Origin of the sequence: Streptomyces sp. NPDC091289 (genome assembly GCF_044757365.1) — a bacterium.
GTDB lineage: Bacteria > Actinomycetota > Actinomycetes > Streptomycetales > Streptomycetaceae > Streptomyces.
Map to the genome: position 1 here is coordinate 167,737 of NZ_JBIVUT010000009.1, position 23,001 is coordinate 190,737.

The window sequence follows — 23,001 nt, forward strand, 5'->3', positions numbered from 1 at the left end:
GTGAGCCGAGCCGAGCCGAGTGGAACCGATCCGAATAGAACCGATCAAGTACCGATCTGGGGTGGAACAGAGCCGAACCGAGCAGAGTCGAGCGGAGTCGAACTGACCGAGCGGGTCGTGCTGCCCTGGCGGAGTCGTGCGGGTCGAACCGAGCGGGTCGAGCCGGGCCGGCGATCACTGGGCGAGGGTGGCATGCGCCTCGCCTGCCGTCCCTGGTGCGAACCCCGCCGTCCGGGGCGGGGGCGTCGCCTTCACGGGTAAGGACGCCCGAACCCGCTGCCGGGTTCCTGGGCTATCACCACCGCACCCGCGCATCACCGTTTACGTACCCAGCATGCACGGAATGACGCTCCTCCGGCGACCTGACCCCGGAGGTACCTCTGTCGAGCGGCCCCCAGTCGACCGCAAATAGCGTCCATAGGGTGCATTTTTTGGCCAAGTTAACCGACACTGGGAGAGCACGAATCGCCCGGACCCCGAAGGGACAATGCTGGACATCGGGTTACTTGTGCGTGTACATGTGGATGCATTGATAGTGGCGCAGAATCACATGGGGGTTTGCGATGCTATTCGACGAATCGCACCGGTCGGAAAGCTGGCTGCCATGAGCGCCCCACACCTGCCGAAAGTGGCTGGAATCGATCCCGAGGTTCCGGTTTCAACTCACACTTCCGCTCCCCTGACGGAGGTCCCGGGACCGCCCGGAGCCTTCATCCAGGACCGGCTGGCGGGCTGGGTCTCGGACCTCACCACCCTGCACGAACTCACCGAGCGGCTGGCCGGGACGAGCACCCTCGACGACGCCCTCAACGAGCTGCTGCGCGCCGGAGCCGCTCTCGTCGGCGCCCGCCGCGGACTACTCGTACTGGAGCCGGCGCACGAACAGGCGCACGAACCGGCGCGCGGCGAAGGCCCCTCCGCCACCCTCGGCCTCGGACTCTCCCACGCCGAGCTGGGACTCCTGGAGACCGTGCCCCGCGCGGCCACCGCCCTCGGCCGCGTCCTCGACGGGCTCCCGGGCACCGCCGACGGGGTCGCCAGCCCCGATCTGCTCGGCGAGCAGGACCTCGACCCCCGGCACCGTGAGGCCGCCACCCGGCTCGGCTACGCCGCGAGCTACGCCCTCCCGCTCGCCTCCGAGGCGGCCGGCCGCCTCGGCGCGGCGCTCTGGCTCTACGACGAACCGGCCGAGCCCGCACAGAAACAGCGCCACCTCGCCGGCCTCTACGCCCGCTACGCCACCGAGCACCTGGCCCGCCTGATCGAGCTGGAGCGCGCCCGCGCGGACGTCGCCGCCGTCGCCGAGGAGCTGCTGCCCAGCCGACTGCCCCGGATCTCCGGCGTCCAGCTCGCCGCCCGGCACCGCACCGGCCCCCGGGGCGGCGGCGACTGGTACGACGCGCTGCCGCTGCCCGACCGCACGCTCGGCCTCGCCGTCGGCTCCGTGGGCGGGTCCGGACCTAGCGCCATGGCCGCCATGGGCCGGCTGCGCGCCAGCCTGCGGGCGTACGCCGTGATGGAGGGCGAGGACCCCGTCGCCGTACTCTCCGACCTCGAACTGCTGCTGCGGCTCACCGAACCGGCACGGACCGCGACCGCCCTGTTCGCCTACTGCGAGCCCGCCGCCCGCAAGGTCGTGCTGGCCGGGGCCGGGCACACCCCGCCGCTGGTGCTCGGCGAGCGGCGCTGCGAGTTCGTCGAGACCACGCTCTCCGCGCCGCTGGGGATGCTCGCCTGCTGGGAGGCGCCGAGCGTCGAGTTCAGCCCCGCGCCCGGCGAAACGGTGCTGCTCTACACGGACGGGCTGCTGCGCCGCACCGGGGACCCGATGGACCGCGCCTTCGCCCGGCTGCACTCCGCCGCCGCTTCCGTACCGAAGGCGGGCCGGCACGATCCGGCGGCCGTCGCCGACCACGTCCTGCGCACGATGCTTCCCGACGGCCTCGACCGGAGCGATTCCGCCGAGGACGTCGTGATCCTCGCCGCCCACTTCGACTGACCGCCCGCGTCGACCGACGCCGACGGCTCTCTCCGGTAACAGGTCCTTCGACCCTGGGCCCCCTTCCGTACGCCCGTACGATGGGTGATGGTCCAGTGTCGTATCAAGGAGAGACAAATCGTGTCTGAGGAGCTCATTCCGGAGACCCCGGAGCAGGAGACCGAAGAGAACGAAGCGGCGGAACCGGTCAAGCAGCGGAAGAACGGCCTGTACCCGGCCGTCTCCGACGAGCTCGCCGACAACATGAAGTCGGGCTGGGCCGACACGGAACTGCACGACCTCTCGCCGATCGCCCAGGCCGAGCACACCGCCGCCCGGCGCGCCGCGCTCTCCGCCCGCTTCCCCGGCGAGCGCCTGGTCATTCCCGCGGGCAACCTGAAGACCCGCTCCAACGACACCGAGTACGCCTTCCGCGCCTCCACCGAGTACGCGTACCTCACCGGTGACCAGACCCAGGACGGCGTGCTCGTCCTGGAGCCGACCGGCGACAGCGGCCACGAGGCCACCATCTACCTGCTGCCGCGCTCCGACCGGGAGAACGGCGAGTTCTGGCTCGACGGCCAGGGCGAGCTGTGGGTCGGCCGCCGGCACTCCCTCACCGAGGCCGAGCAGCTGCTGGGCATCCCCGCGAAGGACGTCCGCGAGCTGGCCGCCGCGCTGACCGAGGCCACCGGCCCGGTCCGCAATGTGCGCGGCCACGACGCGTCCATCGAGGCCGCCCTCACGGACAAGGTCACCGCGGAGCGCGACGAGGAGCTGCGCGTCCACCTCTCCGAGGCCCGCCTGGTGAAGGACGCCTTCGAGATCGCCGAGCTGCAGAAGGCGTGCGACGCCACCGCGCGCGGCTTCGAGGACGTCGTGAAGAGCCTGGACAAGGCCGAGGCGACCAGCGAGCGCTTCATCGAGGGCACGTTCTTCCTGCGCGCCCGCATCGAGGGCAACGACATCGGCTACGGCTCGATCTGCGCCGCCGGTCCGCACGCCACCACCCTGCACTGGGTCCGCAACGACGGCGCCGTCCGCGCCGGCGAGCTGCTGCTCCTGGACGCCGGGGTCGAGACCAACGACCTCTACACCGCCGATGTGACGCGCACGCTTCCCATCAACGGCACCTTCAACCCGCTCCAGCGCAAGATCTACGACGCGGTGTACGAGGCCCAGGAGGCGGGCATCGCCGCCGTGAAGCCCGGCGCCGACTACCGCGACTTCCACGACGCCGCGCAGCGCGTGCTCGCCGAGAAGCTCGTCGAGTGGGGCCTGCTCGGCGACCTGTCCGTGGACAAGGTCCTGGAGCTGGGCCTCCAGCGCCGCTGGACCCTCCACGGCACGGGCCACATGCTCGGCATGGACGTCCACGACTGCGCCGCCGCGCGCACCGAGGCGTACGTCAACGGCACGCTGGAGCCGGGCGTCTGCCTGACGGTCGAGCCCGGCCTCTACTTCCAGGCCGACGACCTGACCGTGCCCGAGGAGTACCGGGGCATCGGCGTCCGGATCGAGGACGACATCCTCGTCACCGAGGACGGCAACCGGAACCTCTCCGACAAGCTGCCCCGCCGGTCGGACGAGGTCGAGGCCTGGATGGCGCGGCTGAAGGGCTGACCGGACGGTCCCTGCGGGGGCGCGCCGCTCACTACACCGTGAGCAGCGCGCCCTCGCGCCATTTCAGGACCTTGTCGAAGCGGACCACCGCGCCGTGGCCCGGCCGGTTGCCGAACTGGACGTGGTCGGAGAGCTGCTGGATGAGGTCGAGACCCCGGCCGCTCTCGGCTTCGGGCCGGGGGGAATGCGCGGCTGGGCGAAGCGCGCGCCGGGCGGGAAAGCCCGGCCCCGAGTCGCTGACCTCGATACGGCATTTCTCGCCGTCCAGATAGGCCGTGACCCGGTACTGCCCGGAGTCCGCGGCAGGGCGTCCGTATCCGGATACGGATCCGGAATCCCCGGGCCCCTCGAGAGCCGTCCGGTCGCCGCCGTGTTCGACGGCGTTCGCACAGGCCTCGCTGAGCGCGACCGACAGGTCGAAGGAGATGTCCGGATCCACCCCTGCGGTTTCCATGGTGCCGAGCAGAAAACGACGGGCGAGCGGCACGCTCGCGGCTTCGCGCCGCAAATGGAGAGACCACCAGATGCTCATCTTTCAGCCTCCTGGCTGCGGCTCGACGTATCGATACGTATTGCCGCCCTCGGCACTTCGTAAGCACGGATCGGGTGGGAGAGCCCTCATTCGGCGGATGTGGATATTCGGCCGCCCGGTGTATGGGTCCGCCCGACGGCAGGTCACCGGGGGTCCGTCCGGCGGCCCGGTGGGTGCGCCCCCGGTCCGTACATCCCCCGCGAACAGGCGCAACAAGCGCGGTTGGGGACGGAGCCTGATCTTCCGGACCTGCCGTACGGCACAGGGGGGTGCAGTGCGATGATGTCCCGGCCATGTCCACGCCTCTCGCACGCGCCGGAGCCGGTCTGCGGCTCATGAGGGCCGCGGTGTTCACCGCGGTCTGCGTCGTGCTGTCCGCGGCCGGACACGCGTTCGCCGCCGGAACGGCCGTACCCGCGTGGACGCTGGTCGCCGGATTCCTCGGCGTCCTCGCCGTCGCCACCGTTCTCGCCGGACGGGAACGCTCTCTTCCGGGAATCGTGGGCGCGCTGGCCGGCGGACAGATCCTCCTGCACGTGCTCTTCGCGTACGGCGGCCACGGCAGCGCCCCGGCCGCCGCCGCGTCCACGGGCGGCGACAACCCGCTCATCCGGTTCGCCGCCGGACTCGTGTGCGGCGAAGCGTCGGCGGGGCTGAACGCGGCCGACGCCCACCGCATCGTCTCCTCCGCCGGCATCGACCCGTCGACGCTCGCGGCGAACCACGACCATCTCGCGGCGGGCGGCGGTGCCGGAGCGGCCCAGGCCGCCGCGTCGGCGGGGCCGGACGGCGCCTCCGGCATCGCGCAGGTCTGCGCCGCGGTGTCCGCGATGCTGCCGAGCCTGCCGATGTTCCTGGCCCACGTCCTCGTCGCGCTCGCCACCGGCTGGCTGCTGCGGCGCGGCGAGATCGCCCTCTTCGCGCTGGCCCGGCTCTCCGCCCACAGCGCCCAGGCACTGGCGGCCGGGGCCCGGCTGCGGTCGCTGCGGGCCGCGCTCGCACTCGTCCGCGCGCTGCGGGCCGGGGCACGCGAGCAGGTCGTGGCCGGGCCGCGCGTTCCGCGCTACTCCGACGACGTACCGGTACCGGCCGTCGGGGACCCTCTGCAGCACCTGGTGATCAGGCGCGGGCCGCCGGCCCCGTACGCCCTCGCAGCCTGACGCGACGCCTCCCACCGGGCCTTGCGGGCCGTCCGTGTACGTCCCTGTGCACGCACTCCCCCGCGCGGAACCGCACCACGAGGTGTCGTGATGCCGCCGCGCATCCGCGCGCCGGACCACCGTGTTCCGTTTCCCTGTGGAGATTCCTGCCATGAAGCTTTCCCGTATCGCCCTCGCCGGCGGCGTCGCCGCGTCCACCGTTCTGCTGATCGCCGGCCCGGCCGCCGCCCACGTCAGCGTCCAGCCGGTGGGCGAGGCCGCCAAGGGCGGATACGCCACGCTCAACTTCAAGGTGCCCAACGAGCGCGACCAGGCCTCGACGGTGAAGCTCGAAGTCAACTTCCCGGCCGACCACCCGCTCTCCTCCGTCACCCCGCAGGCCGTGCCCGGCTGGAAGATCGAGATCGACAAGAGCAAGCTCGACAAGCCGCTCGAGGTGCACGGCAAGAAGATCACCGAGGCCGTCTCCAAGGTGACCTGGACCGCCGACGGCAGCGAGATCGCCCCCGGCTACTTCCAGCAGTTCCCGGTCTCCGTCGGCGCCCTTCCCGAGGACGCCGACCAGCTCGTCTTCAAGGCGATCCAGACGTACGACAACAAGGAAGTCGTCCGCTGGATCGAGGAGCCCACGGCGGGCGGCGACGAGCCCGACAGCCCGGCCCCGGTCCTGAAGCTGGCCGCCGCCTCCGACGACCACCACGGCGGCGCGGCCGACGACGCCAAGGAGGCCGACGACCACAAGGCCGCCGACGCCGAGGCGTCGTCCAAGGAGACCAGCACCGCCGCGTCCTCCTCCTCCAGCGACACCACCGCCCGCACGCTGGGCATCATCGGCATCGTCATCGGCATCGGGGGCATCGCGTTCGGTGTGCTCGCCGGACGTCGCCGCTCGGCCTGACCGGCCGGTTCCCTCACCCGCACCACGTTCAGGACACCTCTTTCATGCGCAACAGAAAAGCAGTGACGGCCGCGGCGTTCGCCGCCGCGGCCGCACTGGCCCTCTCCGCCTGCGGCACCGGTGACGACAAGGCGGACTCCTCGTCCGTCGCCGACGTCAGCACCGTGCCGAAGGACAAGGCCGCGACCGTCCTCGACCAGCCGTTCACCAAGCCGAACCTCGTCCTCACCGACACCCGCGGCAAGGAGTACGACCTCCGCGAGGCGACCCAGGGCAAGCCGACGCTCATCTACTTCGGCTACACCCACTGCCCCGACGTCTGCCCGCTGACCATGAGCAACATCTCCCTCGCCAAGCGGGAGCTGCCCAAGGCCGACCAGGACAAGCTCCAGGTCGTCTTCGTCACCACCGACCCCGAGCGCGACACCCCCGCCTCGCTCGGCAAGTGGCTCTCCGCCCAGGACCCCACCTTCACCGGTCTCACCGGCGACTTCCCGACCATCCAGGCCGGGGCGCGACAGATCGGCATCGGCATCGACGCGCCGAAGGAGGACAAGAACGGGAACGTCGTCTCGATGCACGGCGCCCAGGTCATCGCCTTCTCCCCGAAGACGGACAAGGGGTATGTGCTCTACGGCGAGGACACCACCGCCGACGAGTACGCGAAGGACCTCCCCAAGCTGATCAAGGGAGAGGCCCCGTGAACCGCCGGGCAGCCCTCGCCGGTGTCCTCGCCCTCACCACGGGGCTGACGCTGGCCGGGTGCTCGACGGACAGCGCGCCCGAACTGAAGGTCGTCGACGCCTTCATGCCGCAGCCCGTGAGCGACATGGCCGCCGGGTTCCTCGTCGTACAGAACAGCGGCGGCACCGACGACCGGCTCACCTCGGTGACCAGTCCGCTCTCCGACGACGTCACGATCCACGAGACGAAGAACCAGAAGATGCGCGAGGTCTCCTCCTTCGAGGTGCCCGCGGGCGGCGAGCTCGATCTCGAACGCGGTGGCAACCACATCATGTTCATGAAGCTCAAGCAGAAGCCCAAGCAGGGCGAGAAGGTCTCCGTCGAGCTGCACTTCGAGAAGGCCGACCCCATCACGGTCGACCTGCCGGTGAAGGAAACCACCCACAACCCGAAGAAGCAGTGAGGGACTGACCGATGTCTGCCACCGCCCCGTACGCCGGACCGTCCCCGATACGACGGCCCGTCGCCGCCGCCGCACTCCTCGCCGCGCTGGTCAGCCTGGTGTTCGGGCTGCTGCTGGCCGGCGCGGGCCCGGCGTCCGCGCACGCCGCCCTCACCGGGAGCGACCCGCAGGACGGGGCGGTGGTGGACACCGCGCCCAAGGAGGTCACCCTCAGCTTCTCCGAGGCCATCGCCGTGGGCGACGACTCCATCCGGGTCCTCGACCCCAGCGGCAAGCGCGCCGACACCGACGCCGAGCCGCGCGATCTCTCCGAGGGCGGCACCGTCCGGTACGGCGTCGCGCTCCACTCCGGTCTGCCGGACGGCACCTATACGGTGGCCTGGCAGGCGATCTCCGCCGACAGCCATCCGATCTCCGGCGCCTTCACGTTCTCCATCGGCGCCCCGTCCGAGACCACGGTGGCCCTGCCCAGCCAGGAAGCGGGCGGCGGCCCGGTCGGCGTCGTCTACGACATCGCGCGCTACGCCGCGTACGGCGGCTTCGTCCTGCTCGTCGGCGGCAGCGCGTTCGTCCTGATCTGCTGGCAGCGCGGCGCGGCCGCCCTGCCGATGCAGCGGCTCGTGGTCCGCGGCTGGCTCACGCTGACCGCGGCGACCCTGGCCATGCTGCTGCTGCGTTACCCGTACACCGGCAGCGGGAAGTTCGCCGACGCCTTCGACCTCGCCGGACTCCAGTCCGTCCTGGACACCAAGCCCGGCGCCGCCCTCGTCTCCCGGCTGCTGCTGCTCGGGGCCGCCGCGCTGTTCATCGCCGTGCTGTTCGGCACGTACGCCCGGCGCGAGGACGAGCGGGAGAAGAAGGACCTCACCTTCGGCCTCGCCGTCGGGGGCGGGGTGGTCGCGGCGGGCATCGCCGCCACCTGGGCGATGTCCGAGCACGCCTCGACCGGCATCCAGACGTCCATCGCCATGCCGGTGGACGTCCTGCACCTGCTGGCCGTCGCCGCGTGGCTCGGCGGGCTCGCCTCGCTGCTGGTGGCGCTGTACCGGACGCCGGACATCACCAGTACGGCGGTACGGCGCTTCTCCGCGGTCGCGTTCAGCAGTGTCGTGGTCCTGGCGGCGACCGGGATCTACCAGTCCTGGCGGCAGGTCGGCTCCTGGTCGGCGCTGACCGGGACGCGCTACGGGCAACTGCTGATCCTCAAGGTGGCGCTGATCGGCGTCCTGCTCGCGGTCGCCTGGTTCTCGCGGCGGTGGACGGGGCGGCTGACGGACACCGCTGCCGCCTCCGCGTCGGCCTCGGCCTCGGCCTCCGGAGCCGAGGCCGAGGAAGCGGACCCGGTGACGGAGGTGACCGAGGGCACCGAGTCGGAGGACGCCCCTGCCGACGTCGACCCCGAGCGCGCCGCGCAACTGGCCCGTCAGCGGGCCGTCCTGACCGCGACGAAGAAGAAGCGGATACGGGACGCCGACCCGGAGCGCTCCGGGCTGCGCCGCTCGGTCCTGGCCGAGGCCGCCGTCGCCGTCGTCCTGCTGGCCGTCACCACCATGCTGACGTCCACCGAACCGGGCCGTACGGAGGAGGAGGCCGCGGGCGGCGCCACCTCGGCCTCCGCTCCCGCCGCCGGGGGGCCGGTCAACCTGAGCATGCCGTTCGACACCGGCGGCCGGAACGGCAAGGGCACCGTCCGCATCGACATCGACCCCGGCCGCACCGGCTCCAACGACCTGCATGTGTGGATCGACGGCAGCGACGGCAAGCCGATGGACGTCCCCGAGCTGAAGCTGGCCCTGACCCTGGAGTCGAAGGACATCGGCCCGCTGCCGGTCGTCCCGGACCGGCTGGCCGAGGGGCACTGGTCGGCGAGCGGTGTGCAGATCCCGATGGCCGGGGACTGGAAGGTCGACGTGACGGTACGGACGTCGGACATCGACCAGGTCACCATCGACGAGAACGCGAAGATCGGCTGAGCACGGTGAGCAAGACCGAGAAGCAGACCCCGGACGGGGCCATCATCGACTCCCCGAGCGGTGGCAGCACCGGCGTATCGCGGCGTCGGCTGCTGAGCACGGCGGGCGCGGCGGGCGCCACGGGGCTGGTGCTGGGGGCCGGGGGCGGGGCCGCCGGGTACGCCGCCACCCGCCCCGAGGAGCCGGCCGCGCTGACGACCGTCGGGGCGACCGAGGCGATGTTTCACGGGAAACATCAACCGGGGATCACCACTCCGCTTCAGGCCCGGGGCCATCTCGTCGCCTTCGACCTGGCGGCGGGCGCGGGGCGCAAGGAGGCGGCGGCGCTGCTGCGGCGCTGGTCCACCGTGGCGAAGGAGCTGATGGCGGGCCGCCCCGCGGCGGGCGGGCCGGACGGCCCCGGGCACGACACCGGGATCGCCCTGGACGCGGGGCCGTCCTCCCTGACCGTCACCTTCGGCTTCGGCCGTACGTTCTTCGCGCGCACGGGTCTGGCCGACCGGCTGCCCGCCGCGCTCGACCCGCTGCCCGCGTTCTCCGCCGACGCCCTCGACGCCGAGCGGTCCAACGGCGACCTGTGGGTGCAGATCGGCGCGGACGACGCACTGGTCGCCTTCCACGCGTTGCGGGCCCTCCAGAAGGAGGCCGCGGGCACGGCACGGGTGCGGTGGCAGATGAACGGCTTCAACCGCACCCCCGGCGCGACCGCCCGGCCGATGACCGCCCGCAACCTGATGGGCCAGATCGACGGGACCGGCAACCCGAAGCCGGCCGACGAGGACTTCGACCGGCGTGTGTTCGTCCCCGCCTCCCCCGGGAAGCCGCAGGAGTGGATGGAGGGCGGTTCGTACGCCGTCGTCCGCCGGATCAGGATGCTGCTGGACGACTGGGAGAAGCTTCCGGTGGAGCGCCAGGAGCGGGTCATCGGGCGGCGCAAGGCGGATGGAGCACCGCTGAGCGGGGGCACCGAGACCACGGAGATGGACCTCGACAAGGCGGGCCCGGACGGCCGGCTCGTGATCCCCGACAACGCGCACGCCCGGATCTCCTCGCCCGAGAAGAACGGCGGGGCCGCCATGCTGCGCCGCCCGTTCTCGTACCACGACGGCATCGCGGAGGACGGTACTCCGGACGCCGGGCTCCTTTTCGTCTGCTGGCAGGCGGACCCGTTCCGGGGCTTCGTGCCGGTGCAGCGCAAGCTCGACCGGGGGGACGCGCTGTCGCCGTTCCTCCGGCACGAGGCGAGCGGTGTGTTCGCGGTCCCGGGCGGGGCGGCGGAGGGCGAGTACGTCGGACAGCGGCTGCTGGAGTCGTAGGGCACTCCGGGAGGTGCGGGCCCGCATTCTGAGACAGCGCGGCGGGCCTCGCGGGGCGCACTAGGGTGACCGTATGTCAGCCACGCGCTACGCCTATCTCGGCCCCGAAGGCACCTTCACCGAGGTCGCCCTCCGTACGCTCCCGGAAGCCGCCACCCGGGAACTCGTCCCGATGGTCTCCGTGCCGACCGCCCTGGACGCCGTACGCAACGGCGAGGCGGCGGCGGCGCTCGTGCCGATCGAGAACTCCGTCGAGGGCGGCATCACCGCGACGCTGGACGAGCTGGCCGGCGGGGAACCGCTGATGATCTACCGCGAGGTGCTGCTCTCCATCACCTTCGCGCTGCTGGTACGGCCCGGGACCAAGCTGTCGGACGTCAAGACGGTCACCGCGCACCCGGCCGCCCAGCCGCAGGTGCGCAACTGGATGGCGGCCCATCTCCCGGGAGCCCTGTGGGAGTCGGCGGCGTCCAACGCGGACGGGGCCCGGCTGGTCCAGGAGGGACGGTACGACGCCGCGTTCGCCGGGGAGTTCGCCGCCGCCACCTACGGCCTGGAGCCGCTGGTGACCGAGATCCACGACGCGGAGAACGCCCAGACCCGCTTCGTCCTGGTGGGCCGTCCCGCCCGGCCCTCCGCCCCGACCGGCGCGGACAAGACCTCCGTGGTGATCCGGCTCGGCGACGACCACCCCGGCGCGCTGCTGGAGCTGCTCCAGGAGTTCGCGGTGCGCGGCGTCAACCTGATGCTGATCCAGTCCCGCCCGACCGGCGAGGGCATCGGCAACTACTGCTTCGCCGTGGACGCGGAGGGACACATCGCGGACCGGCGGGTCGGGGAGGCCCTGATGGGGCTGAAGCGGATCAGCCCGAACGTGCGGTTCCTCGGCTCGTACCCGCGGGCGGGCGTCTCCCCGGACGAAGTGCGGCCGCTGCGGGCGGGCACGTCGGACGCGGCGTTCACGGAAGCCTCCGACTGGCTGGCGCGCAGCCAGGACGGCCGGATCTGACGGAAGCCCTCCGGGAGCCGGGCTCCGGGGCGGCCTTCTTGCGCGCTCCGCAGCGGTGCGATCTACGGATAGTCACGCACTCCGGAGAGTTATCCACAGGGAGGGTGTCCACCCTGGGGACAAGTCGACACCGCAATGCGACATCGTCGACAAATCAATCCAGTCACCCCAGAGCCGTCCACAGAACCGCGAGACGGCGCGAGTCGTCGCGTGTCACCTCAATTACCTTGATCAACTCTTTGAAGTGGCGAATTCCCACCCGAACGAGCACACGGAACGGGTTTGAGCGGAGATTCCGTGGGCCTTCGTCCGGCTTCCGGAACAATGCCCTCCGGCATCCACAGAACTTCCACACAGCCTGTGGATAACTATTCCGGCACCGAACTCCCTGTGGACAACAGCGGCCGACACGCCCCCAACTCCCGCTCCACCCAAGGCCGGTACGTCAAGGCGGACCGCACCTTCTGCCCCGTTCAGGGGAGTTAACCGCCATTATTGACATCCCCTCGCCCCCTCCGACGCCGCCGCCGTTCGCGATTCCCCCTCAGAAATATCAATTCCGGCAATTCGGTCATAGTGACACGCTCGGCAATATCGGTTCGAGTGCGAGAAGCGCGCACCGGTAGCCTGGAGGGGTGATTGACCTTCGCCTGCTCCGTGAGGACCCCGACCGTGTTCGCGCCTCCCAGCGCGCCCGTGGAGAGGACGTCGACCTCGTCGACGCCCTGCTCTCCGCCGACGAGCTGCGCAGGTCGTCCGGCGTCCGCTTCGACGAACTCCGCGCCGAGCAGAAGTCGCTCGGCAAGCTGATCCCCAAGGCCACCCCCGAGGAGCGCACCGAGCTCCTCAAGAAGGCCGAACAGCTCAAGGCCGACGTCAGGGCGGCCGACGCCGCCCAGGACGAGGCCGACGCGGACGCCAAGCGGCTGCTGCTCCAGCTCGGCAACATCGTCCACGAGGACGTACCGGTCGGCGGCGAGGAGGACTTCGTCGTCCTGGAGACGCACGGCACCATCCGCGACTTCGGCGCCGAGGGCTTCGAGCCCAAGGACCACCTGGAGCTCGGCGAGTCGCTCGGCGCCATCGACATGGAGCGCGGGGCCAAGGTCTCCGGCTCGCGGTTCTACTACCTCACGGGCGTCGGCGCGCTCCTGGAGCTCGCCCTCGTCAACGCGGCGATCGCCCAGGCCACCGAGGCCGGCTTCATCCCGATGCTGACCCCCGCGCTGGTCCGCCCGCGCGCCATGGAGGGCACCGGCTTCCTCGGCCAGGCCTCGGAGAACGTGTACCACCTGGAGAAGGACGACTACTACCTGGTCGGCACCTCCGAGGTACCCCTCGCCGCGTACCACATGGACGAGATCATCGACGCCGACAAGCTGCCCCTGCGGTACGCCGGGTTCTCCCCGTGCTTCCGCCGCGAGGCCGGCACGTACGGCAAGGACACCCGCGGCATCTTCCGCGTCCACCAGTTCGACAAGGTCGAGATGTTCTCGTACGTCGACCCGGCGGACGCCGAGGCCGAGCACCGCAGGCTCCTGGAGTGGGAGAAGCAGTGGCTCACCGCCCTCGAACTGCCCTTCCAGGTGATCGACGTCGCCACCGGTGACCTCGGCGCATCCGCCTCGCGGAAGTTCGACTGCGAGGCATGGATCCCGACCCAGGGCAAGTACCGCGAGCTGACCTCCGCGTCGAACTGCAACGGCTTCCAGGCCCGCCGCCTGTCCGTCCGGATGCGCGAGGGCAAGAAGGTCCAGCCGCTGGCCACGCTGAACGGCACGCTCTGCGCCGTACCGCGCACGATCGTGGCGATCCTGGAGAACCACCAGCTCCCCGACGGTTCGGTCCGGGTTCCCGAGATGCTCCGTCCGTACCTGGGCGGGCGCGAGGTCCTGGAACCGGTCGCCAAGTGACCTTCCCCTACAAGCTCGTCGCGACCGACCTCGACGGCACGCTGCTGCGCGGGGACGACACGGTCTCCGAGCGCACCCGCGAGGCACTGGCCGCCGCCACGGCGGCCGGCGCCGCGCACATCATCGTCACCGGACGCGCGGTCCCCTGGACCCGGCACATCCTGGACGACCTCGGTTACGAGGGGCTCGCGGTCTGCGGCCAGGGCGCGCAGGTCTACCACGCGGGCGAGCACAAGCTGCTGACCTCGCTGACCCTGGACCGGCAGCTCGCCGGCCTCGCACTGTCCAAGATCGAGGCGGAGGTCGGCCCGCTGCACCTGGCGGCCAGCCGCGACGGGCTGGACGGCGAGGTGCTGGTGGGGCCCGGCTACCGGGTGCAGGAGGGGCCGCTGCCGTACCTCTTCGTGGACGATGCCTCCGAGATGTGGACCGCCCCGCTCAACAAGGTCTACATACAGCATCCGGAGCTGGACGACGACGCGCTGGCCTTCGCCGCGCGGGCGGCCGTCGGCAGCCTGGTCGACGTGGTCATGGCCGGGCCCGGCGTGGTCGAGATCCTGCCGCTGGGCCTGAGCAAGGCGACCGGCCTCTCGCTGGCCGCCCGCCGACTCGGGGTGAAGGCGGCCGACACGATCGCCTTCGGCGACATGCCGAACGACATCCCGATGTTCGGCTGGGCCCACCACGGCGTGGCCATGGCCAACGCCCACGACGACCTGAAGGCCGTCGCCCACGAGATCACAGCGTCCAACGACAACGACGGCATCGCGGTGGTGCTGGAGGAGCTGCTCCGCACGGCGCCCGTGCGGTAGGACCCACAGCACCCGACAGCACGACAGCGGCCCGGCACCGTACCCACGGTGCCGGGCCGCTTCTCTCAGCTCTGCCCGCGCTGCCCGCTACGGCGGCGCAGATCCTTCAACTGCCCGGCGAAGGAGTCCATCCGCCCGTCCAGCCGCACGACGCCCTGCTGCACATCCGTCAGCCGCAGACTCATCGCGCCGACCACCTGATGCGTCATCTCCACCTTCCGGTCGAGGCTGTCGAGCCGCTCCGACATCCGCATCAGCACCGGCCCGAGCTCCTGCAGCGCACTGCCGACGCCGGTGAGGCAGCTCTCGATGCGCGTGACGCGGTGGTCGAGGGAGGCGTACTGCGTACGGAGCGACTCCTCGGCGTCGAGGAGGTACGTGCGCACGCAGCGGGCGATGTCGCTGTCGCGAAGAAGCATGGCGACGTTGAGGACGGTTCGGCGGGTGTAGAGGGTCAGCTGCGTGGCAGCCTGTGGATAACTTTCCCCCACCTCCCCCTCCCATAGGGACAACATGTCCCTATGGAAGATTCGCAGCTCAGAGCCGCGCAGAACGGTGAGGCCGTTCTCCTCAACCTCCGCGCGGTGCCGCTGGATCACCTTTTTCACGGTCTCTGTGGATACTTCGAAGTAACGAGCCACGTCCTCTGTGCGAACGTGAATTCCGTCGGGGAGCATGACAAGGCTCTTCACCTTGTCGAGGACATCGACGCGCCCCATCTGCTCCCCGCGCAGCGCGCGCGATTCGAGCAGGGCGACTTCCGTGGGCATGGGTATGCCTTTCGTACGAGGGAATGACGAGGACGGCCCATACCCCGGGCTTCAGGGGTGGAGGACGCTCACGGTTGCCACTCACTCGATGACCGGTCCGGTGGGCTGAGCCTCACCCGGTGCCGGCACTCCCCAATTTCACGATCGCTACGACGCCACGGATTCCAGTTGCCTCCACGCACCCTGCCCAACGACCCGATAAACGTACGGTCACGCGCACGTCTGTCCGCCTGTCCACCTGTCCGGTCATACGACGACCCCCACCCTTCGGAAGGGCGGGGGTCGTCGAGGCGCACGGGGGCGCTCAGGCCGGAAGCCTCACTCCTCGCCCGCCAGCTTCAGCGCCCGCAGCTTCTGCCCCGCGTACCAGGTGGCGACGACCGTGACCGCGACCAGCAGCACCGTGGCGAGCGGCAGGCCGACCTCCGAGGTCACCGCGCCCTCGCCCGCGACCTTCTGGGCGACCGCGAGCGACCACTGCTGGACGCTGAGCGTCCGCGCACCGGCCACCAGGCTGCCGAAGAGGGCCTCCCAGACCAGGGCGTAGACCAGGCCGAGGACGACCGCGTGCCGGCTGACCGTGCCGAGCAGCAGGAACAGGGCGCTGTACGCGATCGAGGCGACCAGGGCCGCGATCGTGTAGGCGACGGCGATCTGCTGGCCGTTGCCGTTGAGGATCAGGCCCGCGAGCAGCGTCGGCAGGGCGGAGAACACCATGGTCACCGCGATGGCCACGATCAGCTTGGTGAAGATGATCGTGGGCCGCTTCACCGGCTTGGCGAGCAGGTAGACGATCGAGCCGTCGTCGATCTCGGGGCCGATCGCGCCGGTCCCGGCGATCACGCCGATCAGCGGGACCATCGTGGCGATGGCGAACCCTCCGAGGACATTGGCCGCGACCTGGTCATCGGCCCCGGCGAACATGCGCACGGCCGCGGCGATGACCAGCAGCAGCGCGGGCAGGACGAACAGGATGGCGGCCCGGCGCCGGCCGAGCAGGGCCCGGTAGGTGAGCCGGGCGACTGTGGGGTCGTACATGACGGTGCACAGCTCCTTTCAGGCCACTACTCAGGCCGCTACGAGGTAGGAAAAAACCGATTCGAGGGACTCGTCGGACGGTGAGACGGTGAGCAGCCGAATGCCCTGCTCACGGGCCACCTTCGGCAGCAGTTCGGTGAACCGCCCGAAGTCGACGGCCTGGATGCGCAGCGCCTTCTCGGTCAGGTCGACCTCGATGCCGGCCGTGGACGGGTCGGCGATGAGCGCGGCCGCCAGGGCCCGGTCGTCGCTGGAGCGCACCAGATAGCGGTGCGGCCGGTCCGTCATCAGCCGGCGGATCTTCCGGAAGTCGCCGGAGGCCGCGTGCCGGCCCGCCACGATCACCTCGATGTGCGAGGCCAGCTGCTCGACCTCTTCGAGGATGTGCGAGGAGAACAGGACCGTGCGTCCCTCGTCCCCCATGCGCCGCAGCAGTTCCATCAGCTGCATCCGCTGGCGCGGGTCCATCCCGTTGAACGGTTCGTCCAGGAGCAGCACCGAGGGCTCGTGGACCAGCGCGGACGCCATCTTCACGCGCTGGCGCATGCCCTTGCTGTACGTGGAGATCTTGCGGTCCTGCGCGTACTCCATCTGCACCGTGGCGAGCGCCTTCTGCGCCTCGGCCCCGCCCAGACCCTGGAGTTCGGCGTTGGCGACGACGAATTCCTTGCCGGTGAGGAAGTCGTACATCCCCTCCCGCTCCGGGACGATGCCGATCTCCTTGTAGACGGCCTCGTTGCGCCAGATCGGCCGTCCGTCGAGCGTGACCTTCCCCGTCGAGGGGGCGAGGAATCCGCCCATCATGTTGATGAGGGTGGACTTTCCGGCACCGTTCGGGCCGAGGAGTCCGGTGACGCCGGGCCCCACGGTCATGGAGACGTCGTTGACGGCGACCACATTGCCGAACCAGCGGGAGGTGTGGTCGATCTCGATGGTGGTCACAGCCCGGCCCTCCGGTAACGGCGCATCAGGACGGCGTACGAGCCGGCGACGAGCGCGAGAACAACGAACAGGTAGACCACACCGGATCCGGCCCCCGGGCCTTCCCCTCCGGGGAAGGCGGAGGTCGCGCCGAGGAACGCGGTCTGGACGCCGTCGATCAGCGTGATCGGCGAGAACAGGCCGAGCCACTGCACGGCCCCTTCCGACCCGGTCTCCCAGGCGATGGCCTGGACCGTGGAGACGGCGCCGTAGGTGATGGTCAGGAGGGCGATTACCGCGGCGACGCCGAAGCCGCGCCGCGGGGTCAGGGCGGCCATCACGAGGCCGAGCCCGGCGAACAGCACGGACAGCAGCGCCACCGACACCAGTCCCTGGCCGAACCACATGGTCTGGTCGGCGAAGTCGAACTTCGCGAGCAGCGAGCCCACATAGAGGATGAGCAGCGGTGCGCCAGTGAGGATGAAGAGCGCGGTCGCGGTGGCGGCGAACTTCGCGAGCACGTAGTCGGCGCGTTCGATGGGCCGCGAGAAGTACAGCGGGACGGTCTTGAAGCGGAGGTCCCTGGAGACCGCCTGCGGCGCCTGGGCGGCGATGAACAGACCGATGACGGCCTGGAGGTAGATCGCGTACGAGGTGTACTTGACCACCAGCTTGCTGGCGTCCGGCGCGGCCATGGAGACCGCCACCAGGATCGCCGCGACCAGCGCCATCACGCCGAACAGCAGCATGGGCAGCACCTTGGACTTGGCGGAACGGCCCAGTCCGAAGGAGCCCCGCAGCGTCTGCGAGAACAGGGAGCGGCGGGCGTAGGCCCGGCCGAGCCGCGGTCCGTCGTAGGAGCGGTAGCCGATGTTGTGGATCCGGGAGGCGTCGCGCCCGGCCGTGGTCCCGGTCTCAGTGCTCATCGCGACCGTTTCCCTTCTGCTGGACGACCTGCTGCGGGGCCTGCTGGGCAACCTGCTGCGGGGCCTGTTGTACGGCGTCGGCGGCGGTCGGGGCGGCGGCGGTGTGCGCCCCGCCCTGTTCGGTACGGAAGACCTCGGCGATGTGGTGGCGGCGCTGTTCCATGCGGACCAGGCCGAGCCCGAGCCCGGCGACGCTGTCGCGGACCAGGTCGTACGTCTCCTCGCCGGCCGCCTCGATCAGCAGGATGTGGCCCGCGCCCGGCAGCCCCTCCGTGTCGATCCCGTCGAGGCCGATGAGGGTCACGCCGGCGTCGGTGAGGACCTTGCGCAGCGCGCCGGTGCCGTCGGGGTGGGTGTCGCTGTCGGTCACCTCGACCGCGAGGGTCGCGGTGGTCTGGGTGAAGTCGCTGGTGGAGCTGGAGCGCAGGAGCGTTCCGCCGTCGATGACGACGACGTGGTCGCAGGTGCGTTCCAGCTCGCCCAGCAGGTGCGAGGTCACCAGCACGGAGATGCCGAAGTCGGTGTGGATCCGGCGGATCAGGCCGAGCATCTCGTCCCGGCCGACCGGGTCCAGGCCGTTGGTCGGCTCGTCGAGCAGGACCAGCTGGGGGTCGTGGACGAGGGCCTGGGCCAGCTTCACCCGCTGCTTCATGCCGGTCGAATAGCCGCCGATCGGGCGGTAGCGCTCCTCGTAGAGGCCGACGTGGCGCAGGGTGTCGGCCGTGCGTTCGCGGGCCGCCGTGGGCGGCAGCCCCGACATGCGGGCCATGTGCACGACAAACTCGGTCGCCGAGACGTCGGGCGGCAGGCAGTCGTGCTCGGGCATGTATCCCACCCGTTCCCGGATGGCGGCGCCGCTGGTCGCGACGTCGAGCCCGAGCACCGCGGCCCGGCCTTCGGTGGCGGGGGAGAGACCCAGCAGGATCTTGATCAGTGTGGACTTGCCGGCTCCGTTGGAACCCACCAGACCGGTCACACCCGGTCCGATGTCCAACGTGAGCCGGTCAAGCGCGGTTACCCGGGGGAACCGCATGCTCAGGGCTTCGGTAGCGATTACGGCTGTCACGGAAACGACGTTAGTGGCGCGGACCACAGGGGTCGTCAGCCCTGACGGCTGGATCCACGTCAGACTCCAGGCGTACGCGCCCGTAGGGGGAGGCGCCGTGGACCCGCTGCGGAGACGGCGTTGTCCACAGGCCGTTGTCCACAGGCCGTGCACACCCCTTGACGCAGCCGCCGGACATTGTCACATTCATCAGTGTCACGTTACGGGCACGTACCGCACACGGCAGGGAACGGACGGTGGCATGACGGGAACGACTGGCATGGCAGGCCTGACCGGCACGACCTCGGCGGTGCGGGGCGACCTCGCCCGGGAACTGCGGGGGTTCAGAGAAGTCCAGCGGCTGGCCTACGCCTGCGCGGAGGCGGTCGCCGGTCAGCTGCGGTCGGGGGTGACCGAGCGCGAGGCGGCCCGGATGCAGCGCGTGTGGCTGCGCGAGCGCGGTGTGCGCGACTGGTTCCACCTGCCGTTCGCCTGGTTCGGGGACCGCACGGCGTTCGCCGGGTTCAAGGTGCCGCTGCAGTTCTTCCCGACCGACCGGAAGCTGGAGCCGGGGATGCCGTTCATCCTCGACATGGCCCCGGTGTACAAGGGGTTCACCGCCGATGTGGGGTATTCGGGGTGCCTCGGCCTCAATCCGCTGCACGACAAGCTGCTGGCCGACCTGGAGGCCCACCGCGGGCTGATCCTGCGGGAGGTGCGCGAGCGCCGCTCCTTGCGCGAGATCTACGAGGACGTCGAACGCCTCATGACCGCCCAGGGATACGCGAACAGGCACCGGGCCTACCCCTTCGGCGTGATCGCCCACAAGATCGACCGCGTCGCCGAACGCCGGTGGTCGCCGCAGGTGTTCGGATTCGGCACCCAGGCCCTCAAAGGGCTGCTGAGTGACGCCCTGCACGGACACCGGGACGGCTGGTCGCCGCTGTGGAGCCCCTACCGCTTCTCCGACCACCCGCCGCAGCCGGGTCTGTGGGCGGTCGAACCCCACCTCGGATTCCGGGGTACGGGCGCGAAGTTCGAGGAGATCCTGGTCGTCACCGACTCCAAGGACCCCGAGCAGAGCGCTTTCTGGCTGGACGACGATCTGCCGCATGTGCGGCGCTGGGCCGAGGAGAAGGTGGCGGCGTGAATCTGTCCCAAGCACGTGAGCGACGCGTGGACACCGGGGGCGTCGAGCTGTGCGTGGCCGAGTTGGGCGACGCCGGCCGGCCGACCGTGGTGCTGGTCCACGGCTATCCGGACAGCAAGGAGGTCTGGTCGGACGTCGCCGTGCGGCTGGCCGACCAGTGGCACGTCGTGCTGTACGACGTGCGGGGGCACGGCAGGTCCACCGCCCCGAAACCCCTGCGCGGCGGCTTCACCCTGGAGAAGCTGACCGACGACTTCCTGGCCGTGATCGACACGGTCAGCCCGGACCGGCCGGTGCACGTGGTCGGTCACGACTGGGGGTCCGTGCAGGCCTGGGAGTTCGTCACGGTCGGCCGGACCGAGGGCAGGATCGCCTCCTTCACCTCGATGTCCGGGCCGTCCCTGGACCACTTCGGGCACTGGATCAAGCGCCGGATGTCCCGCCCGACCCCGCGCAAGGTCGGCCAACTGCTCGGCCAGGGCGCCAAGTCCTGGTATGTCTACATGCTCCATACGCCGGTCCTGCCGGAGCTCGCCTGGCGCGGGCCGCTCGGCAAGCGCTGGCCCCGGATCCTGGAGCGGCTGGAGAAGGTGCCCGCGGGCGACTACCCCACCGCCTCCCTGCCGAACGACGCGGCGCACGGGGCCTGGCTCTACCGCGACAACGTCCGCGCCCGGCTGAGCAGGCCCCGCGCCGACGCCTACGCCCACGCACCGGTCCAGCTGATCACGCCGACCGGGGACTCCTTCCTCTCGGAGCGGCTCTACGACGGGCTTGAGGACTGGGTCCCCACGCTGGTACGCCGCTCGATCCCGGCCAAGCACTGGGTACCCCGCACCCGCCCGGACCAGCTGGCCTCCTGGATCGACGAGTTCGTCACCGCCAACGAGTCCGCCGGGCGGGACGGCGCACCCGTGCCGCAGTCGGCGGCCAAGAGCCCCTACGCACAGCGCTTCGGCGGTCAGCTGGTCCTGGTGACGGGCGCGGCCTCCGGGATCGGGCGGGCCACCGCGTTCGCGTTCGCCGAGGCGGGCGCCCGGGTCGTGGCCGTGGACCGCGATGCGGAGGGGGCCGCCCGGACCGCGGAGATGGCGCGGCTGATCGGGGCGCCGGCGGCCTGGGGCGAGGCCGTCGACGTCAGCGACGAGGCCGCGATGGAGAAGCTCGCCGCCCGGGTCGCCGCCGAGTACGGCATCGTCGACGTCCTGGTCAACAACGCCGGGATCGGGCTCTCCGGCTCCTTCCTGGAGACCACGAGCGAGGAGTGGAAGAAGGTCCTCGACGTCAATCTGTGGGGGGTCATCCACGGCTGCCGGATCTTCGGCAAGCAGATGGCGGACCGCGGCCAGGGCGGCCACATCGTCAACACGGCGTCGGCCGCGGCCTTCCAGCCCTCCCGGGCGCTGCCCGCGTACAGCACGTCGAAGGCGGCCGTGCTGATGCTCAGCGAGTGCCTGCGGGCCGAGCTGGCGGAGAAGTCGATCGGGGTGAGCGCGATATGCCCCGGCATCGTCAACACCAACATCACCGCCACCACACGCTTCGCCGGAGCGGACGCGGCGGAGGAGGAGCGGCTGCAGAAGCGGACGAGCCGGCTCTACGGGCGGCGCAACTACCCGCCGGAGAAGGTCGCCGACGCGATCCTGCGCGCGGTCGTGCGCAACCAGGCGGTGGTTCCGGTGACCCCTGAGGCGCGCGGCGCCCGGCTGCTGTCCCGGCTGAGCCCCGGGGCCCTGCGCTCCGTCGCCCGGCTGAAGCCTCCGCTGTGACCGGGGCAGGGGCGAAGGCCGCCGAATACCGGATCGAGGACCTGGCCCATGCCAGCGGGGCCACGGTGCGTACGATCCGCGCCTACCAGGACCGGGGGCTGCTCCCGACGCCCGAGCGGCGCGGACGGGCCAATGTGTACCGGGAGACCCATCTGGCCCGGCTGCGGCAGATCGCGGACCTGCTCGACCGGGGCTACACCCTGGCCAGCATCAAGGAGTTGCTGGAGGCATGGGACGCGGGGCGGGGGCTCGGCGGGGTGCTCGGGCTCGTCGCGGAGGTGCACGGCCCGTGGACGGACGAGGAGGCCGACCGGATCAGCCGCCGCGAGCTGGACGCCAGGTTCGGCGGCCGGCAGGACGACGAGGCCATCGCCGAGGCGGTGGAGCTCGGCGTACTGGAGCGCGTGCCCGGGCGGGACGACGAGTTCCTCGTCCCCAGTCCGCAGGAGCTCGCGGTGGCCGTCGAGTTGTACGGGGCGGGCGTCCCGCTGTCGGCGATATCGGGTCACCTGCGGGAGCTTCGCGGCCAGGTGGAGCACATAGCCTCCCGTTTCCTGGAGTTCACCACCGAGCACGTCTTCGCCCGCTATCTCGGCCACCGGCCGCCCACCGACTCCGACGCGGCCGAGGCGGCCGCCCTGGTACGCCGCCTGAGGCCCCTGGCGCAGCAGACGGTGGACGCCGAACTGGCCCGCGCGATGAGGACGTTCGCCACCCGTCACCTGCATCACCACCTCGGCGCGGAGGAGAGCGCGATCACCGAGGACGCGACCCGTGCGGTGCTGCTTCCGGCTCGGACAACACAGGCCGTCGAGGAGCTGGTTGGCGCGGAGGGAGTCGCGGCGTTCGTCGCGGCGGCGACGGAACGGGAAGTACAGGCCCGCACATTGGACCACCTCATGACAACTCACATCAAAGAGGGTGGAATTGACCAAACCACCTAAATCTCAAGCGGGTTGTCCACAGAATCGCCAAATAGCCTGTGGATAACCCGAGTTGACTGTGGATCAAACCTGTTGGA

General features: G+C 70.8%; 20 protein-coding genes. 14 read left to right on the forward strand and 6 right to left on the reverse strand.

All coding sequences use genetic code 11. The annotated features are described in order from the left end of the window. Positions 1 to 487: 487 nt before the first annotated feature. Complete coding sequence (locus tag ACIQPT_RS14160) at positions 488 to 1,999, forward strand: PP2C family protein-serine/threonine phosphatase (protein WP_401155802.1); 1,512 nt, start codon at positions 488 to 490, stop codon at positions 1,997 to 1,999. Positions 2,000 to 2,119: 120 nt separating this feature from the next. Beyond that, positions 2,120 to 3,601, forward strand: a complete 1,482-nt coding sequence (locus tag ACIQPT_RS14165) for an aminopeptidase P family protein (RefSeq protein ID WP_401155804.1) — start codon at positions 2,120 to 2,122, stop codon at positions 3,599 to 3,601. A 31-nt stretch (positions 3,602 to 3,632) separates the two neighbouring features. Here ACIQPT_RS14165 and ACIQPT_RS14170 read toward each other — a convergent pair whose 3' ends face one another. Further along, positions 3,633 to 4,133, reverse strand: a complete 501-nt coding sequence (locus tag ACIQPT_RS14170) for an ATP-binding protein (protein WP_401155805.1) — start codon at positions 4,131 to 4,133, stop codon at positions 3,633 to 3,635. 293 nt (positions 4,134 to 4,426) lie between these two features. Between ACIQPT_RS14170 and ACIQPT_RS14175 the strand changes: the two genes are divergently transcribed. The 9 genes from ACIQPT_RS14175 to ACIQPT_RS14215 all read left to right on the forward strand — a co-directional run bounded on the left by ACIQPT_RS14175 (position 4,427) and on the right by ACIQPT_RS14215 (position 14,361). Continuing rightward, the gene (locus tag ACIQPT_RS14175; RefSeq protein ID WP_401155807.1) at positions 4,427 to 5,293 is read left to right on the forward strand and encodes a hypothetical protein; all 867 of its coding nucleotides are present in this window, start codon (positions 4,427 to 4,429) and stop codon (positions 5,291 to 5,293) included. 151 nt (positions 5,294 to 5,444) lie between these two features. Next, positions 5,445 to 6,191, forward strand: a complete 747-nt coding sequence (locus tag ACIQPT_RS14180) for a YcnI family protein (RefSeq protein WP_401155809.1) — start codon at positions 5,445 to 5,447, stop codon at positions 6,189 to 6,191. A 44-nt stretch (positions 6,192 to 6,235) separates the two neighbouring features. Further along, complete coding sequence (locus ACIQPT_RS14185) at positions 6,236 to 6,895, forward strand: SCO family protein (RefSeq protein ID WP_401155811.1); 660 nt, start codon at positions 6,236 to 6,238, stop codon at positions 6,893 to 6,895. After that, complete coding sequence (locus ACIQPT_RS14190; RefSeq protein WP_401155812.1) at positions 6,892 to 7,338, forward strand: copper chaperone PCu(A)C; 447 nt, start codon at positions 6,892 to 6,894, stop codon at positions 7,336 to 7,338. Before ACIQPT_RS14185 ends, ACIQPT_RS14190 begins: the two co-directional genes overlap by 4 nt. A gap of 11 nt (positions 7,339 to 7,349) precedes the next feature. Next, positions 7,350 to 9,311: a copper resistance CopC/CopD family protein gene (locus ACIQPT_RS14195; RefSeq protein WP_401155814.1), complete on the forward strand. Its 1,962-nt coding sequence runs from the start codon at positions 7,350 to 7,352 to the stop codon at positions 9,309 to 9,311. Positions 9,312 to 9,316: 5 nt separating this feature from the next. Beyond that, positions 9,317 to 10,627 carry an iron uptake transporter deferrochelatase/peroxidase subunit gene (efeB, locus tag ACIQPT_RS14200; RefSeq protein ID WP_401155816.1) on the forward strand — a complete coding sequence of 437 codons (1,311 nt, stop codon included), beginning with the start codon at positions 9,317 to 9,319 and terminating at the stop codon, positions 10,625 to 10,627. Positions 10,628 to 10,700: 73 nt separating this feature from the next. After that, the gene (gene pheA, locus ACIQPT_RS14205; RefSeq protein ID WP_401155818.1) at positions 10,701 to 11,636 is read left to right on the forward strand and encodes a prephenate dehydratase; all 936 of its coding nucleotides are present in this window, start codon (positions 10,701 to 10,703) and stop codon (positions 11,634 to 11,636) included. Positions 11,637 to 12,271: 635 nt separating this feature from the next. Then, positions 12,272 to 13,549: a serine--tRNA ligase gene (serS, locus tag ACIQPT_RS14210; RefSeq protein WP_401155820.1), complete on the forward strand. Its 1,278-nt coding sequence runs from the start codon at positions 12,272 to 12,274 to the stop codon at positions 13,547 to 13,549. Then, positions 13,546 to 14,361 carry an HAD family hydrolase gene (locus tag ACIQPT_RS14215; protein ID WP_401155822.1) on the forward strand — a complete coding sequence of 272 codons (816 nt, stop codon included), beginning with the start codon at positions 13,546 to 13,548 and terminating at the stop codon, positions 14,359 to 14,361. Before serS ends, ACIQPT_RS14215 begins: the two co-directional genes overlap by 4 nt. A gap of 65 nt (positions 14,362 to 14,426) precedes the next feature. Here ACIQPT_RS14215 and ACIQPT_RS14220 read toward each other — a convergent pair whose 3' ends face one another. From ACIQPT_RS14220 to ACIQPT_RS14240, 5 genes are all read right to left on the reverse strand, one after another. Continuing rightward, complete coding sequence (locus ACIQPT_RS14220) at positions 14,427 to 15,131, reverse strand: hypothetical protein (RefSeq protein ID WP_401155824.1); 705 nt, start codon at positions 15,129 to 15,131, stop codon at positions 14,427 to 14,429. A gap of 318 nt (positions 15,132 to 15,449) precedes the next feature. Further along, positions 15,450 to 16,169, reverse strand: a complete 720-nt coding sequence (locus ACIQPT_RS14225) for an ABC transporter permease (protein ID WP_401155826.1) — start codon at positions 16,167 to 16,169, stop codon at positions 15,450 to 15,452. A 30-nt stretch (positions 16,170 to 16,199) separates the two neighbouring features. Then, positions 16,200 to 17,111: an ABC transporter ATP-binding protein gene (locus ACIQPT_RS14230; protein ID WP_401155827.1), complete on the reverse strand. Its 912-nt coding sequence runs from the start codon at positions 17,109 to 17,111 to the stop codon at positions 16,200 to 16,202. Further along, positions 17,108 to 18,016 carry an ABC transporter permease gene (locus ACIQPT_RS14235; protein WP_401155829.1) on the reverse strand — a complete coding sequence of 303 codons (909 nt, stop codon included), beginning with the start codon at positions 18,014 to 18,016 and terminating at the stop codon, positions 17,108 to 17,110. Before ACIQPT_RS14235 ends, ACIQPT_RS14230 begins: the two co-directional genes overlap by 4 nt. Then, complete coding sequence (locus tag ACIQPT_RS14240) at positions 18,006 to 19,049, reverse strand: ABC transporter ATP-binding protein (RefSeq protein WP_401155954.1); 1,044 nt, start codon at positions 19,047 to 19,049, stop codon at positions 18,006 to 18,008. The genes ACIQPT_RS14235 and ACIQPT_RS14240 overlap by 11 nt, the downstream gene beginning before the upstream one ends. A gap of 292 nt (positions 19,050 to 19,341) precedes the next feature. Between ACIQPT_RS14240 and ACIQPT_RS14245 the strand changes: the two genes are divergently transcribed. The 3 genes from ACIQPT_RS14245 to ACIQPT_RS14255 are packed head-to-tail and all read left to right on the forward strand — an operon-like array spanning position 19,342 to position 22,924. Continuing rightward, positions 19,342 to 20,211 carry a M24 family metallopeptidase gene (locus ACIQPT_RS14245; protein WP_401155956.1) on the forward strand — a complete coding sequence of 290 codons (870 nt, stop codon included), beginning with the start codon at positions 19,342 to 19,344 and terminating at the stop codon, positions 20,209 to 20,211. After that, positions 20,208 to 21,980 carry an SDR family oxidoreductase gene (locus tag ACIQPT_RS14250; protein WP_401155830.1) on the forward strand — a complete coding sequence of 591 codons (1,773 nt, stop codon included), beginning with the start codon at positions 20,208 to 20,210 and terminating at the stop codon, positions 21,978 to 21,980. Before ACIQPT_RS14245 ends, ACIQPT_RS14250 begins: the two co-directional genes overlap by 4 nt. Continuing rightward, a complete protein-coding gene (locus ACIQPT_RS14255; RefSeq protein ID WP_401155832.1) occupies positions 21,977 to 22,924 on the forward strand; it encodes a MerR family transcriptional regulator in 948 nt (315 codons plus the stop codon). The genes ACIQPT_RS14250 and ACIQPT_RS14255 overlap by 4 nt, the downstream gene beginning before the upstream one ends. Positions 22,925 to 23,001 lie beyond the last annotated feature (77 nt).